The organism is Flammeovirga sp. AWQ4_249, assembly GCF_056161045.1.
In genome coordinates, this window is sequence record NZ_JBSWYJ010000034.1 from 1 (window position 1) to 17219 (window position 17219).

At 32.9% G+C, this 17219-nt stretch carries 11 protein-coding genes; 6 read left to right on the top strand and 5 right to left on the bottom strand.

All coding sequences use genetic code 11. The features are described from left to right. Window positions 1-119: 119 nt before the first annotated feature. Complete coding sequence (locus ACXAHM_RS19745; RefSeq protein WP_474963628.1) at window positions 120-2030, bottom strand: hypothetical protein; 1911 nt, start codon at window positions 2028-2030, stop codon at window positions 120-122. A 221-nt stretch (window positions 2031-2251) separates the two neighbouring features. Between ACXAHM_RS19745 and ACXAHM_RS19750 the strand changes: the two genes are divergently transcribed. The 5 genes from ACXAHM_RS19750 to ACXAHM_RS19770 all read left to right on the top strand — a co-directional run bounded on the left by ACXAHM_RS19750 (window position 2252) and on the right by ACXAHM_RS19770 (window position 10915). After that, window positions 2252-2926, top strand: a complete 675-nt coding sequence (locus tag ACXAHM_RS19750; RefSeq protein WP_474963630.1) for a hypothetical protein — start codon at window positions 2252-2254, stop codon at window positions 2924-2926. 84 nt (window positions 2927-3010) lie between these two features. Beyond that, window positions 3011-5497, top strand: a complete 2487-nt coding sequence (hrpB, locus tag ACXAHM_RS19755) for an ATP-dependent helicase HrpB (protein ID WP_474963632.1) — start codon at window positions 3011-3013, stop codon at window positions 5495-5497. Between the two features lie 71 nt (window positions 5498-5568). Then, window positions 5569-6537: an oxidoreductase family protein gene (locus tag ACXAHM_RS19760; RefSeq protein WP_474963634.1), complete on the top strand. Its 969-nt coding sequence runs from the start codon at window positions 5569-5571 to the stop codon at window positions 6535-6537. Window position 6538: 1 nt separating this feature from the next. Beyond that, entirely contained in the window at window positions 6539-7414 is an 876-nt protein-coding gene (locus ACXAHM_RS19765) for a 3'(2'),5'-bisphosphate nucleotidase CysQ family protein (RefSeq protein ID WP_474963636.1), read from the top strand. Window positions 7415-7690: 276 nt separating this feature from the next. Further along, window positions 7691-10915: a TonB-dependent receptor gene (locus tag ACXAHM_RS19770; RefSeq protein ID WP_474963639.1), complete on the top strand. Its 3225-nt coding sequence runs from the start codon at window positions 7691-7693 to the stop codon at window positions 10913-10915. Between the two features lie 158 nt (window positions 10916-11073). On the opposite strand, the gene ACXAHM_RS19775 is transcribed toward ACXAHM_RS19770, so the two are convergent. Continuing rightward, entirely contained in the window at window positions 11074-11670 is a 597-nt protein-coding gene (locus tag ACXAHM_RS19775) for an SRPBCC family protein (RefSeq protein ID WP_474963642.1), read from the bottom strand. 243 nt (window positions 11671-11913) lie between these two features. On the opposite strand from ACXAHM_RS19775, the gene ACXAHM_RS19780 reads away from it, so the two are divergent. Continuing rightward, window positions 11914-12198: a hypothetical protein gene (locus tag ACXAHM_RS19780; protein WP_474963644.1), complete on the top strand. Its 285-nt coding sequence runs from the start codon at window positions 11914-11916 to the stop codon at window positions 12196-12198. 41 nt (window positions 12199-12239) lie between these two features. On the opposite strand, the gene ACXAHM_RS19785 is transcribed toward ACXAHM_RS19780, so the two are convergent. From ACXAHM_RS19785 to ACXAHM_RS19795, 3 genes are all read right to left on the bottom strand, one after another. Beyond that, window positions 12240-12659 (bottom strand): hypothetical protein, encoded by a 420-nt coding sequence (locus ACXAHM_RS19785; protein ID WP_474963646.1) that lies wholly within the window; start codon window positions 12657-12659, stop codon window positions 12240-12242. A gap of 83 nt (window positions 12660-12742) precedes the next feature. Continuing rightward, a complete protein-coding gene (locus ACXAHM_RS19790; RefSeq protein ID WP_474963648.1) occupies window positions 12743-13738 on the bottom strand; it encodes a DNA-directed RNA polymerase subunit alpha in 996 nt (331 codons plus the stop codon). 268 nt (window positions 13739-14006) lie between these two features. After that, window positions 14007-17216, bottom strand: a complete 3210-nt coding sequence (locus ACXAHM_RS19795) for a response regulator (RefSeq protein ID WP_474963650.1) — start codon at window positions 17214-17216, stop codon at window positions 14007-14009. Window positions 17217-17219: the final 3 nt, after the last annotated feature.

A 17219-nucleotide genomic window follows, 5' to 3' on the forward strand; every position in this document is an offset into this window, starting at 1 on the left:
TGCAGGTGAATTCTTAACAGAAAGATTGATTGAGTTAGGTTTAATCAAGAAGTAATTACCTTAGGGTATTTAAATAAAAAAAGTGTGAGTAATCTCGGTATTGCTCACACTTTTTTGTTTTATCTTAATTTTGTTGGATCTAATTGATTATATCCATTCAATATATCTTTTTGTTCTGTCACCAATTTTTTAATTCCCTTGTTCTTTCTGGCATTTTCTTCTAATTCCAGCCATACTTGATATTGAAAATCATCTAAAAGCGACTTTATACCCTTTTTATAATCATCATAACTTTTTTCTATCAACTGATAATAATCTTTTGGAACATTTCCTTTCTCGTAGAATGCTTTTTCACTTTTAGCATACCTTTCTCTTGCTATTTCTTTCCATTTCAATTGCTTTTCAGTTGAAAGTAAAAATCTTTTATTCATTTGAGCTATTTCCTTTTCAAGAATAAAATCAAACCACTCTTCTTTTTTTCTTTCATCTTTTGATGTGAAACAATAGGTCATAATATCTAACATTTCATTCATCCCAGTCACTCTTTTTGGAGAACTTAAGGTTAGGTTTCCACTCGTTTTTCTTTTAATTAAAACTGCTAATTTCCCTTCCTCTTTAGGCAAGTAAATTGTATTTATCCCTTTAGGAACATCTTGAACATATTTACCATTTAAATAAAGTTTCCCTTCTTCATTCAGTACTGATACCACTTCCAAACTATCCAAAGTCTCTGTGGTACCACTTATATTTATTGAAGCTAATTTAATAGTATTATTAGTATTTAATTCATCAGTTAGCATATTCTTGAATGAAATACCAACAAATTCATCTTCTGAAAGAATTGATTCTCCTTTTAGAATTTTTGAATAATAGCGAAGAATTAAACCATACAATAAACCATGATGTAATTCAGGAGAGAAATGAGTTCCCTCTTGAAAGTTATTCCAAGACTCAATATCAATAATAGTAGAATTTTCTTTTACATTTCGGTTTAAATATTCAATCAGTTTTGTTGAAAACCTGGTATTAATCGTTGTTAATTCCTTAAGGTTATTTTCAAGACCAAAACCTTTATTTTCATGTTGATTTAAATTACGATGATCTTTTGTTGAAGATAAATCCGAATATTGTTGAGTTGCATATAATTTAGGAATAAAAATCTTATTTTCTTTCTTACATAAAGCATTAAATGCTTCTATTTTTTCATGATTTTTAGTTAGATATCTAGCATTTGAAAATGCCTTAAAATGCTTTAGTACAATTGGAATATTTTTATTTAAATCTAGGTTATTAACTTGGAAAACAACAACAGTAGGTGTAATGATCTCTTTTTGTAATATTTGATATTTTTCTTTTACCTTTTCAATTAATTGCGGATTTCTATTTAATTGATCTTTATAATTTCCCATTAATGTATTTTCTACATGGGTTGTTTTGGTTGTAAAAAGTAAAACTTCATCATTTTTTGTTCTCAACCATTGTTTTGAAAACTTAGTAGCAGAAAAAATTTGATTCAATTCATAACCCAACTTTTCCATCATTACATTTGAATCATCCTTTTTTGTTCTGTTGATGACTATATTGATTGAAAATTTAAAATCTAGATTTTTCTCTTCTGCCACTTTGACAAAAGTAGATAGTAGATTCTTAAATTTTTCTCTGTAAGCATTTGTACTTTTTAAAAGATACTTAAATTTAAAACCATCAATCCCATAATATATTGCTTGACGCATTTCTAATTCCACAGCATATTCATCTATTAGAGGATTTGACATTAACGGGACCATTGGAACCGCATTGAACCATTTACTAGCTATGTTTTTTGAATCTATTCCCATTGTATTTTCATACTTCATATTATTGATGTAAGAATAGGAAGTGCTATAGTTTAAGAATGGATTGTAACTAGCTAATATAAGTTTCTCTGGAAAAAAATCTTCTGAAGTATTTTGAGACGCTTGTTGATCAGTTTGACAAAATACTGAAGTTGAAAAAGTAACTAAAAATAAAAAAGTAATAATGTTCTTCATAAGCTTTGTTTTGATTATGGTCATTCAAAATAAAAATTTTAAACAGCACATAACTTAAATATAAAAAGGTTTTATTAAAAATCATTATATAGACTTATTATTATTCATTCCTACCTTATTTATATAAAAATATACACCCTGTTACTATTGTTTTTCATTGAAATAAATTAACAAATACTTTTCTTATCTTTATAGAGTACTAAAAATAAATAGATATTTCAATGCATAAAGTCTTCTTACCTTTTATAACTGTTGCGTTCACATTATTCATGTTTCTCTCTTCATTTGAAATAGAAAGAAAGGATTTTCTCTTTGAATACAATGATTTCTATGATGACAGAAAACAAGTTAATTTGGATACGATGCATACTTTTTACGAACTTCAAAAAGAAGTCATTAATAAAAGGTGTGACTTTGGTACGGAGTATACAATTCTAACCTATCATCAAGAAAAAAAGATCCCTACAAATTCTGGTGTTTTGTGTATGTGGGGTGAAGGTAATTGTGTATTAATACGGACAAATAATATCATCAGGATAAATGATACAACCTCTTTAAATACTGATAAGTTATTGTATACTATGTTTAATCCTGATAAAATAAGTGGTTTACCAAGGTACTATAATAAAGTATTTTTCGAATTAGGATATTCTAAAAACACACCAATCCAAGAGGTAACTAATGCATTAGATTCAATTTATACTACTTATAAAAAGGCTTACCAAAAAGTGGCTTTTGCTTACTACTCAAAAGAGGTAAATAAGCTATCACAAGAAGAATTAAAGGTAGTATCAAATAAAATTAGGTTGAATATTTTAATTAGCACTACCCAAAAAAATGATGACCTATCTTTTGACTATAGAAAAGATGACCTCCTATCAAACCTTAATGAGTAATCTGGATTATACCATTCACCTTCTCTTTCATAATAAATATCTTAACTTGCAGCTTCATTATACATCTTAAGCAAAATAGGCAAAGTGAGTTTAGATTTTCATCAATTCAATCTACCTGTCGCAGAGGTAGTTCCTGAAGTTCGTAATTACCTTCGAAGCGATTCTACTATTATTCTGAAAGCACCTCCAGGCGCAGGTAAAAGTACATTAGTTCCTTTAACTTTATTGGAAGAAAAGTGGCTGGAAGGAAGAAAAATTATCCTTTTGGAACCACGACGATTAGCAGCAAAATCTATTGCTACTAGAATGGCTGATATGCTAGGTGAGAAAGTCGGTGAAACAGTAGGTTATCGTGTGCGTTTTGATGTCAAAGTCTCTCAAAATACGCGTATTGAAATTATCACTGAAGGTATTCTGACGAGAATGTTACAAGATGACAATGCGCTGGAGGGAGTAGGAATTGTGATCTTTGATGAATTCCATGAACGTAGTTTGCATGCCGATCTTGCTATGGCGCTTTGCAGAGAATGTCAGCAAGTCTTGAGAGATGATCTTAAAATCATGGTAATGTCAGCTACTCTAGATATGCCTCAACTTTCGGCGCTTTTGGATAACTGCCCTATTGTTGAAAGTCAAGGTCGTATGTATCCGGTTGAGAAATATTATGTGGGGGATACAGATCGTTATCTCTTGCCAGAATTGATGACCAAAACTATTCAAAATGCTTTAAAAGAACATGATGGAGATATCCTTTGTTTCCTTCCAGGGCAAGGAGAAATCATGAAGTGTAATGATCTTTTAAGACAACATACAAAAGATATAGGGATTTATCCCCTCTTTGGACAACTCCCATTTAATAAGCAAAAAGCAGCCATTCTTCCTCACCCAGAGGGAAAAAGAAAAGTTGTATTAGCAACGTCAATTGCTGAAACAAGTTTGACGATTGAAGGAATTAAAATCGTTATTGATAGTGGTTATACTCGTATCCAACAATTTGATCCAAACTCTGGATTATCTCGCTTAGAAACTGTAATGGTTTCTATTGATGCTGCGGATCAAAGAGCAGGTAGAGCGGGTCGATTAGGTCCGGGTGTTTGCTATAGAATGTGGAGTAAAACAACACATTCCCGTTTGGAAGAAACGAGAGAACCAGAGATCGAACAAGCAGATTTGACTTCTTTGGTTCTTGATTTAGCTCAATGGGGTATTATTCACCCTAACGAATTAGCTTGGGTTACTCCTCCCCCATCAGGCCATGTTGCACAGGCTAAAGATACGCTCGCACAACTAGAGGCTTTGGAAGATGAAAAAATCACAGAACATGGAAAAGCTATTCATCGTCTTCCTTGTCATCCTCGTATCGCACACATGTTGCTTTTTGCTGAAGAAAATGACTTACTTCCTCTCGCGTCAGACCTTGCTGCAATTATAGAAGAAAGAGATCCACTTCCTAAAAATAGTGGTACAGATATCAATACGAGAATTACCGCTTTACGACGTTCTAGAGCATCAGCGAAAGGGAATCCTCGTTTCAGACAAATTAATAAGATCGCAGACGTTTATCGAAAATTATTTAAAGTTGAAGAAGACAACCATGGCTTTGATGATTTCGAAACGGGTCTTTTATTGGCGCATGCTTATCCAGAGAGAATTGCATGTGCAAAACCAGGAAACAATGCGCAATTCCAATTAGCCAATGGTAAAATAGCTGCTATCGGTCACCGTGATGATCTTGCAGATGAATCTTGGTTGGCTGTTGCTCATATTGATGCTAGAGATGGTATGGGAAAAATCTTTATGGCTTCTCCTCTAGATCCTACAGATTTAGCACCCATGGTCAAAGAAAAAGAAGTTGTCAAATGGGATACTGATGAAGGTGGTTTAATTGCCAACAAGCAATTATGTATTGGTAATATTATTCTAAAAAGTACACCTATCAACAATCCTGATCCTTCACATTTACAACAAGCAATATTGGATGCTGTAAAGAAAGAGGGACGTCAATTGTTGCCTTTTAATGACAAAGAAGTAGAACAATGGCAAGCAAGAATTTTATCATTAAGAAAATGGAATCCTAAAGAAGGATGGCCAGATGTTTCTACTGACACCTTATTATACACTGCTACAAAGTGGTTGAGCCCTTATTTAGATAAAATCAAAAAACCTTCTGATCTTCAGAAAATTGATTTAAAGGATATTTTACAACATAGTCTTCCTTGGGAATTACAAGAAAAATTAGATACGCTCGCTCCTTCCAAAATTAAAGTACCAAGCGGTTCGAATATTAAATTAAAATACCTTGAAAATGGGCAACCACCTGTGCTAGCAGTTCGCCTTCAAGAATGCTTTGGTTTAGAAAATACGCCAATGGTCAATGGTGGAAAGCAAGGTGTTGTCTTGCATCTCTTATCTCCTGGTTTCAAACCTGTTCAAATCACTTCTGACCTAAATAGCTTTTGGAATAATGCCTATTTTGAAGTTAAAAAAGACTTGAAAAGAAGGTACCCGAAACATTCTTGGCCTGATGATCCTTGGACAGAAGAAGCTGTTCGTGGGGTGAAAAGAAAATAATCACAGGATAAGTGAAAAGTGAAGAATGAAAAGTGAAAAGTGAAAAGTGAAAAACTGAATTCGTTTTGGCTATGAATATTAATGAGAAAATAAGAGAATTAATTGATGCTGTAAGTATTCAAGAGGTGGAGATGATTCAACAACTTTGGAGTGGATATGGCAGTATCAAAAGATATAAGGTAGATGGAAAAGAATATGATTCCATCATTGTGAAACATGTTCAACTATCTGAACAAAAAAATCATCCTCGAGGTTGGAATACAGATTTTTCTCACCTTAGAAAGGTAAAATCTTATGAAGTAGAGACCAATTGGTATCATCATTATAGTCGCTTTTGTGATGACAATATGAAAATACCGACTTGTCTTGCATATGATGAATTTAATGGTGATGTATTAATTATCATGGAGGACTTGGATGAAAGTGGTTACCCTGCCCGCCTGCATCAAGTGGGTTGGACTGAGATCAATGCATGTCTTTCTTGGATGGCCTATTTCCATGCTCGTTTTTTAAATACTGATCCAAAAGGTTTATGGGAGATAGGAACTTATTGGCATTTGGCTACAAGACCTGATGAATTAGAAGCTTTGGATGATTTACCCTTAAAAAAAGTTACTAAGAAAATAGATAACCAATTAAATCAGGCGAAGTTTAAAACTATCGTTCATGGTGATGCTAAATTGGCGAATTTCTGTTTTTCTGAAAATGGTCAAAATGTAGCTGCAGTTGATTTCCAATATATTGGTGGCGGAATTGGGATGAAAGATCTTATTTATTTTGTTGGAAGTTGTATGTCAGAAGAAGATTGTGAAAAATATGAGGATCGTATTCTAACGACATACTTTACCTATTTAAAAGAGGCAATTCAACACTATCATCAAGATATTAATCCTAAAGAGGTCATTCAAGAATGGTCTTCTCTATTTGCCATTGCATGGACTGATTTTCACCGTTTCCTTAAAGGTTGGAGCCCAGGACATTGGAAAATCAACTCTTACAGTGAAAAATTAGCTCAAAAAGTGATTCAGCAACTTTCATAATATGTACTTAGAACATTCACACCTCGAAAAATTATTAAAAATTGGGATTGATGCTGCTCTAGAAGCTGGTAAAGCAATTCAATCTTTTAATCTCAAAAATCTCTCTATACAAAAGAAAGAAGATGCTGTAAACCTTGCTGCTCAAGTTTTGACCGAAGCCGATTTAAGAAGTCAAGAAATCATTCTTCACTATTTAAACCCTACTTTGAAGAAATATGATTTAGGATTGCTTTCAGAGGAGGCAATAGACAATAATTCTAGGTTTGAGAAAGACTACTTTTGGTGTATTGATCCTTTAGATGGTACTCTCCCATTTACAGAAGGAACAGATGGATATTGTATAAATATTGCGTTGGTAACAAAAGAAGGAAAATCAGTTTTAGGTATTTTATTCAATCCTAAAACCTATGATCTATTTTATAATCATCCGACAAAAGGACTCTTTAAAAACGATGAACCTTTTAATCCTCAGATCACAGATGAAGGATTAACATTAGTTTTTGATAGGAGCTTTCTTCAAACCTCTCATTTTGATAAAGTAATTAGTGAATTAAAAAGTCTTGGCTACTCATCACCAAAAATCATTTCTTATGGTGGTGCTGGAATGAATGCGATATGGGTCTTGGAAGCAAATTCTAAAGCCGCTTATTTTAAATTCCCCAAAAAGAAAGACGGTGGTGGAAGTTTGTGGGATTATGCAGCCACCTCTGCCTTGTTCAAAAGTGCTGAATTTTATGCTACAACATGTTCATTGGATGATCTCCCTCTTAATCAAAACAATTCATTTATGAACCAAACGGGTGTTTTGTTTTGTAATCATAAAGCACTACAAAAAGACCTTAATCATTTGTATAAAGAAATAACAAAATCTTATTAAGGTTTGGTTTTAATTGTTAAAATGACATTTACATTTATTTGTTAAATTATTGTAATTTTATAAATTAAGTGAATTTTCATTCAGTTGTTAATTTGACTTTAATATTAAATATGTTTCAATGAGATCCATATTTAATGATAATATGACACTATAGATAACGATATATTAGTAAATATTCAAAACATGTTTAATCGCATGTTAATATGAAGAAATAGAAAATACAATGTTAAATTAATAATATTGCAACATTAATTAACTTCTTTTTCTAATCAACTAATGAAAAGTTATTTACAACTTCTTTTAGTACTACTTTTTTGCAGTACTTCATTACTAGCACAGACAACAACTTCCTCTATTGGCGGTCTAATCTCTGATGATGCTGGTGAAACTCTAATTGGTGCTACTATACAAGCAGTACATACCCCTTCTGGTACTAGTTACGGTGTAACAACTCGTACAGACGGTCGTTATTTTATCCCAGACATGCGTGTTGGGGGTCCTTACAAAATTACCATCTCATATGTTGGATTCACTCCAACTGTTTACAATGACGTACAGTTAGCGTTAGGTAAAACTTTTAAACTTGATGTTGTTTTAAAAGCACAAGCAGAACAACTTGATGAAATCGAAATCACTGCTACAAATGGTTTAGCAAACTCTGAAGCAACTGGAGCGATGACTAACATCAACGAAACTACTTTGAGAGTAATGCCTACAATTAGTCGTTCAGCTCAAGATTTCACTCGTTTGACACCTCAATCAGATGGAAACAGTTTTGGCGGTAGAAACAACCTTTACAACAACTTCTCGTTGGATGGTTCTATTTTCAATAACTCATTTGGTTTGGATGCAGCAACTCCTGGTGGACAGACTAACTCACAACCTGTTTCTTTGGATGCCATTGAACAAGTTCAAGTGTCTTTAGCTCCTTATGATGTGCGTCAAAGTGGATTTACAGGTGCAGGTGTAAATGCTGTAACTAAATCAGGTACAAACGAATTCAAAGGTACACTATACCATTATTTCAGAAATGGAAGCATGATTGGTGATCAAGTAGATGGTACTACAATCACTAACCCTGATTTATCATATCAACAAAGTGGTTTTAGTATTGGTGGTCCAATCTTAAAAAATAAACTTTTCTTCTTTGCTAACGCAGAATTTACTAGACGTTCTGATCCTGCTACAACTTATAGAGCAGCTAAAGATGAAAATGAAGCTCAAGCGGCATTAAATGGTGATATCAATGGTGTTTCTAGAGTTTTAGAACAAGATTTAATGGATATCAGCCAAATGTTAATGGATCAGTACGGTTATGAAACAGGTCCTTTCCAAAATTACAATTTAGATACTTACAATGATAAGTTCTTAGCAAAAATCGATTGGAACATCAATGAGTCTCATACCTTCTCTTTCCGTTACAATCACATGACCTCTTGGAAAGATAACTTACCTCACCCTATTGCTATTGCACCATCATTACGTACTCCTTCAGTGAATACTATGCAATTCCAAAACTCAGGGTATAGAATCCACAACAATTTTGATTCATTCATGGCGGAATTGAATAGCCGTTTTGGAAATAAATATTCGAATAAAGTTCAAATTGGTTTTACAGCATTTAGAGACGAAAGAACACTTCCTAATGAGATGCCATTCCCAATGGTTGATATTGTAAAAGGTGGTACAACTTACGTCTCTTTTGGTTCAGAGCAATTCTCAGTTGAAAATGTTTTAGATCAGAATGTATTCCAATTCACAGATAACTTTACAATTTATGCAAATAAGAATACTATTACTGCAGGTGTTAGTTTTGAATACTTTGGTTTCAAAAATGCATTTAACTTACAACGTTATGGATATCCATTCTTTGGTGGTTATGAATACACTTCAGGTAATGTAGCTGGTTTACAGTCATCATTAGATGGTTTCTTTGACGGATACGGTGGATACCAAGGATACAGAGATGCTGTTACTGGTGCCCCTGTAAAATCTGTTGATGTAAATGTTGCACAGTTCTCTTTGTATGCTCAAGATGAGTGGAATGCTACAGATGATCTAACTTTAACATTTGGTGTAAGAATGGATATGCCAATTTATTTAACAGATATCCAACAAAACCAACAAGTTTTAGATTATGATGGTTGGGTAGACCAAAATGATGAAAGTGCAAGAGTTGATATCACTAAATTACCTTCAAATAAGCCAATGATCTCTCCAAGAATTGGTTTTAATTACAATGTAAACGGTGAGAATAAGACGCAATTAAGAGGTGGTACTGGTCTATTTACAGGTCGTATTCCTTTCGTGTGGATTTCTAATCAAGCCTCAAATACACAATTTGATCCTTTCTATACTTTCCAGTTAAACGGTTCTACTGAAGATTTCAGATTCCCTCAAGTATGGAGAACAAACTTTGCTATTGATCATGAATTACCAGGTGGTATTGTTGGTACTTTTGAAGCTATTTACACAAAAGATTTAAAGGCTGTTCAGCATGTAAACTACAATATGACTTCAGCTAGAGAAAGAGCTACTGGTACAGATAATAGAGAGATCTACCCAGCTTCTGGACCTAGAAATAAAGTACTTTGGGACAATGAGATCAGTGGTCCTGAAAGCTCATTCTTAGATGCTGGTATGATCATGTTGGATAACACTAACAAAGGTTACCAGTATAGCTTAACTGGTCAATTGAAAAAGAATTTCAAGTCTGGTCTTTCATTAATGGGTGCATATACATACTCTGAAGCAAAAGATATTACTTCAAACCCAGGTGAAATTGCTGCGGATGCTTACCAAAGAAACGCTGTTGTTGGTAATCCTAACCGTCCTGGTTTATCTTACTCTAAATTTGGTCTAAAACATAGATTAATCGGTTCAGTTGCTTACGCAATGAAATATGGTAAGAAGAAAAACTTAGGTACTTCAATTGCCTTCTTCATGGAAGCTGCTCAAGGTAACAGATTCTCTTACACTTATGCAGGTGATATGAACAGAGATGGTATTTTTGGAAATGACTTAATTTTCGTTCCAAATTCTCCTGATCAAATTCAATTAGTTGACATTACAGACGGTAACGGTAATGTAGTGAAGTCTGCAGCTCAACAATGGACAGAATTAGAAGCATATATTGGTCAAGATGAATATTTAAGTAGCCGTAGAGGAACATATGCTGAAAGAAATGGTGCTGTTTCTCCTTGGTATACACAAATCGACATGAAGATCTTACAAGACTTCAGCTTCATCACTGGGGGTAAGAAAAACACATTACAGCTTTCATTAGATATCCAAAACTTAGGCAACATGATTAATTCTTCATGGGGTGTTCGTCAAAATGTAGCTAATGATAGATTTATTGACTTTGTTGGATACGAGCAAGGCGGTGATGGTAATGTACCTACATACCAATTCAAAGGTGGATCTTCAACTTTCGTAAATAATACTTCATTATATTCTAGATGGAGAATGCAAGTTGGTTTAAGATATATCTTTAACTAATAAGATTTAAAAAATTACTTGACCTTATTAAAGGTTTGTATATAAAAAAACCAAAGACAATGTCTTTGGTTTTTCTTTTTTTTGATAATGAATAAATTTGTTCATTATTATTCAATCCTTACTTACTACTGATTTTTAATATCTTTGATAATGTTAGCCTATAAACTACTTACATCATATTTTTGTTTTACTTCTTCTATATTTTTATGATTAACATTTTCTCCAGTTAATACATAATGCTGAATACCAACAAGATAATCTTCAAGATCTTCTTGCATAAAAGGTCTCATTATATCTCCTAAGAAAAATGGAGTTGTTTCATATTGAAACGAAAAAATCAACTCACATGTATTTGCATCTTTCGGTACTAATTTATATTCAGCGAAGCTTTCATTTTCTTTTAACGGTGTTCCATGAACATGGAAAACTTTCACTTTAAAAGAATAATCCTCTGGATTAAAATCCACTTGTTTCTCATGAATATACTGAGTGCCTTCATAATCAAAATGACAAACTCTCTCGGCACCTTCACCGGAAGCTTTATAGCCATTGATTAGTTCTGATTTAAGAATACTAGGATTTGTTTTTGCTATTCCTCCAAAGTCTTCTCCAACAATTTCCCATACTTTATCTACTCTCGCTGGGATGTATTGTCTGATTGTAATTTTATTTGTTTCCTTTCTTGTAAATAAGAAAGAACTTAAGCCTGTCAATAATACGATAGCTAGAATAAGTAGTAGCGTTTTTTTGTTCATGGTTATGATATTTCGATGATTAACGTTGTTTTGTTAATACAAATATCGTAAATGTGTTATTTTATCGTATTGGCAATTTAGCCCAAAGTGTTGTTCATTTGGCCCAATAAGGAATAGTGATATTACTCAACATCTATTGAAGATTTTACTCAGCAATGTCTCTATTTTTAAAATTATTAAATCTTTAAAGTTGTCAACTTGTTTAATATTGTACTAATTACACCATAACAAATTGATAATGAAATGAAAAGTTTCAAAGACTACATTTTAAATTTTATAATTGGTGTATTTCCGTTTCTTGCTATCGCCTACCATTTATTTATGGTACAGCAAGCTTATAGAATCAAGGGTATATTTGCTGCCCTCATTTCTTTCTTTCTTCCGATAGTCAGTGATGTATTCTGGTTTATTTATACCTATACTCTAAATGGTTTTAGACTCTATCATACATTAGGTTTAGTAGGTATATTTGCAGGTATTATTTGGTACATGCATGGGAAAAAAAGTGTGAAAAGAAAAACAGTATAAAAAAGTATCCAACAGTTCTTAAACTATTGGATACTTTTTCATTATAACTTATCAATGATATTTTCCATTGTGATCATTTGTAGTACCTGAAGGTCATTTCTATCCAAATGTTCAATAGGAATTTCTATTGTCTCCCCATTTCTCAATTTTAATATCCAATCCTTTTTTTGAAGTACAACAGATTGTATTTCTGTAAATTTCAATTTGAAACCTTTTTGTCCTCCAGTTATCTTAATATATATCTGTTTTTTATTCCATTCTACGTAATATGGAAACCACCAAACCCTGCTTTGATAAATTAAGAGACCAGCAAATCCAACACCTATAAATATATTTGCCGTCATTTCAGAAATTGAAAATCCATCTGCAAAACTTCCAATTGCTACAAATAAAAAGCAAACTACGGCTATTAGTTTTTCAACAAAATCAGGTACTTCAATAATCTTAATTTTCTTTTTCATCAGAAGATCTTATGCTTTTAAATTAAAAAAAGCTGATAAGATTTCTCCTATCAGCTTTCTATTTTATTTTTTATTCGTATGAATTATTTCTCACCTAAACGGTATTTAGAAACGTCCATACCGAAAGTTAAATCTCTTTCAGATAATAATTCTTCTAATTCAGTAAGAGTTTTCTTACCAAAGTTTCTGAATTTCATTAGGTCACGGATCTCAAGAGAAACTAAATCACCTAAAGTTTTCACTTCACCTGCTTTTAATGAGTTGTAAGCACGAACTGATAACTCAAGGTCAGCAATAGAAGTTTCAAGAATAGCACGTCTCTTGATTTCTGCTGGATCCAATTCCACTTCGTTCTCTCTCTTATGGATTTCAAAAGTGATATCCTTATCAGTGATTTGAGCGTAGTGTTGAATTAAGATGTTAGCACCACCTTGTAACGCTTCTTGAGGATCGATTGAACCATCCGTTTCAATTGTGATCGTCAATTTTTCGTAGTCAGTACGTTGCTCTACACGAGTATTTTCTACTTGGTACTCAACATTTCTGATTGGAGTAAATACTGCATCAACTGGAATTACACCTTCAGCATCAGTTGCTTCTGGTAAAGCTTGGTTTGCTGCAGCTACATAACCTCTACCATTTTGGATTGTTAATTCCATCTTAAGGCTAGCAGTCTCCAAGTTACAGATAACTAAATCTGGGTTTAGGATAGTAAAATCCTCAGTATATTGTGCAATATCACCTGCAGTAAACTGATTTTTACCACTAAAGTCAACTGTAATCTTTGTATTTGGCTCTTCAGCGAAACGCTTAAAACGAACTTGTTTTAAGTTTAATACCACTTCAGAAACCTCCTCAATAATACCGCTGATCTTTGATGATCCTTGTACGACATTTGGGAATTTCACACCCGTAATCGCATATCCTTCTAGAGATGAAAGTAGTACACGCTTAAAAGAGTTTCCTATTGTTGCACCGAAACCTCTTTCTAATGGTTTAAATTCAAAAAGACCTTTATTATCATTATCGGTCTTTTCCATTACTACTTTATCTGGCTTTTGGAAAGATAGTACTGACATATTTATTTTTCTACTTTGAAATTATATTCTGTTCAAACTAATTCTTTAAGAATTCCTTTTTTCATCCCTAAATAATGAGAAGAAAAAAGTATAACTGAAAAAAGATTTAAGTCAATTCTCAATTAGCTCACAAATTACTAAAATAGCGAGTACAAAAAAAAGCTTTTGACATACCTTTTTTCAGAATATTGGAGAATCTTTAAAATTATTTGTGATTTACTTCCAAATATTTCGAATTATAGCACTTTTCAAGGGTAAATCACGGTCATTAGAGATGCTTCATGATGGATTTTTGTAATTCTTCTTGACCATAAGGTTTGGGTATACAGGCATTCATACCGACATCCAGATATTTTTCTACTAATTCAGGTTCTGAATTAGCAGTAATAGCAATTATAGGGACTTCTGAAGACAACTCATTTCGTATAATTTTGGTTGCTTCTACTCCATCCATTTCTGGCATTTGAATGTCCATGAAAATTAAATCGTAGGTATTCTCTTTTACTTTATCAACGCCAAGTTTCCCATTTTCTGCTTCATCAATATTCATTTTCCATTGCTCAAGAATCCCTTTTAGAAGTAAAATATTAAATGGATTGTCTTCTACTATAAGTATTCTTTTATTTTTCCAGTTTTGTGTTTTCTCTTTTTCGTCAGGTAATAAAAATTGTTTGATTGTATTCTCAAATTCTTCTAAATCAAAAGGCTTAGAAACACATGCATTCATCCCTGTCACTTCATAAAGTTTACGTTCTTCTTCTGACGAGTTTGCTGTAAGGGCGATAATTGGTAATTCCTTGTTTAATTTATTTCTAATATATTTTGTTGCTTCAATACCATCCATTACTGGCATTTGAATATCCATTAACACAATATCAAATTCATCTGTTTCTGCTTTTTCTATGGCCTCTTTACCATTCTCTGCAGTTGTGATTTCCATCCCCCAACCTTCTAAGATATTCACCACTAATAATAAATTAAACATATTATCTTCTACCACAAGGACTCTTTTTCCCTTCCATTTTTCAGTAGGTTTTTTGATGCTTTGTTCTTGATTACTTTCCGTATTATTTAGGTTGAAAATATCATGCACCATCTTTTTTAATTGCCCCACTTTAAATGGTTTTGGAATACAACCGTTCATTCCTACATCCAAAAATGAAGCTTCAATTTTCTCTGTTAGGTGAGCAGAAAAAGCGATTATTGGTATTTTCTTTCCTAGACGTTCACGTATAATTTTTGTAGTTTCCACCCCATCCATTTTAGGCATTTTAATGTCCATAAGTATTAGATCAAAATCTTCTTTTTCTAATACTTGGAGTGCATGATAGCCATCATTAGAATTTGAAACTTCTAAGCCCCAATCTTTTAAGATAGAGATTACTAACAATTGATTATATTCATTGTCTTCTACAACCAGGACTTTTTTCCCTTTCCATGTACTTAGATCAATCTCATGTTCATCAACTACATCATCCTTGATCAATAATTTATACAACTCATTCTGAAGATCATCTTGTTGGAAAGGTTTGGTCACACAAGAATTCATTCCAATTTGCTTATAGTATTCTAAGTCATCCTTCATCGCATTGGCAGTAAGCGCAATGATAGGAGTTGCAATTTGTAGTTTATCCCTAATGATTTGTGTTGCCTCGATACCATCCATTTCAGGCATTTGAATATCCATCAAAATGACATCAAAAGTATGTGTTTTGAGTATATCAATTGCTTCAATGCCATTGTTTACGATTTCAATATTCAATTTCCATTGATTCAGGATATTCTCCGCTAATAGTTGGTTGAATTGATTATCTTCCACTACAAGTACACTGAAATCACTCCAATCTACCTCTTCCGGCATTAGTAATTCATCCTCATTGACTTCTTTGATATCACATTTTTCAAAAGGTATTCGAACACTAAAGGTAGATCCAACTCCTAGTTCACTTTCCACTTTTATAGTCCCACCCATGAGTTCAACGAGACTTTTACTGATAGTTAGACCAAGTCCTGTTCCACCAAATTTTCTAGTAATAGAGGCATCTGCTTGAGAGAACCCTTCAAAAATAGTGTTATGTTTTTCTTTTGGAATTCCTTCTCCTGTATCGACTACATTAAAAACGACAAACTGTTTGTTATCTTCTTCATTCTCTAATTTAACTTCCAAACGCACTTCACCCTCGTTTGTAAATTTAATCGCATTGCTCACTAAGTTGGTTAAAACTTGATTCAAACGAAATGGATCACCTACAACATTTACATGAAGATTAGTGTCCCACTCATGATTTAGCAGAATATTTTTTTCTGTAGCTCTAATTTCTAATGAACGAACGAACAGAGATATTTTTTCTTGAAGATCAAATTCTATAAATTCAATTTCAAGTTTCTCAGATTCAATTTTTGAAATATCTAAAACGTCATTAATCACTACCAAAAGGTTTTCCGAGGACGTTCTAATAGCTTCAATAAACTCAAGCTGTTTCGGTAAAAGTGGTGTTTTCACTAATAAATTAGACAAACCAATAATAGCATTCATTGGTGTTCTTAATTCATGTGAAGTATTAGCAATAAATCTCTCTTTAATTCTTGCTGATTCTAATGCTTTTTGACGAGCATTCTCAAGTGTTTCTTCCATTTCTTTTCTTAAAGAAATATCGACACCTACAGAAGTGTAGCCTTGGATCTCACCTTCCACATCTTTTATAGCAATCAGTGTTTGGTAAAGCCATACTACCCTTTTTTCTTTACTTAGGATACTAAATTCATAAATATCCTTATCAATTTTATTTTTAAGCTGGTTTTTAAATTGGTTTGTAATTTCCTTTCGTTGTGCTGGTGAAATAAGGTTAAAGAAAAGCGAACCCGTCAACTCTTCTTCAGAATAACCCGTAATTTTCATAGAAGCTGGATTGACATACAAAAGCTTCCCTTCTGTATCACAACTACAGATCATCTCAGAGGCATTTTCCACCAACCCCCTATATAAGGTTTCTTTTTCCTGAATATCAGCCTTTTGAGCTTTCAATCTAGTGGTCATTTCCTTCAACTCATTTAGATTGATTTCATTCATCTTTAAGAGTTGAATTGCATCTGGTGTAGGGTCATTTAGGGCAAAATCAGTAAGTGCAAGTTTGTGTTTGACTAATTCATCTGTAGTTTTCATCCATGGTGAACCAAGGAAAATTAATTGTTCCTCCTCTTCTAAATGAATGATTTGCCCACGAAGAACTAATTGTCTTTCAGTATTCTGGAAAACGAATACTTTTTTTAGTTGATTAATGATTTGCTCGTACTCCATTTCGATACTCCATGGGCGAGCCATTTTCAATATATTTTCAAGTTTTTGTAAAGCACAATCAGGAAAAAGCTTCGTCAAACTTTTTCCTGCTGATAATATGGTCATGTCCTTATCTATTAAAAAATAGAAAGGTGAAATGAGATTTACATCTAAATTGGCTTTACCTACTTTTATATCCATTGA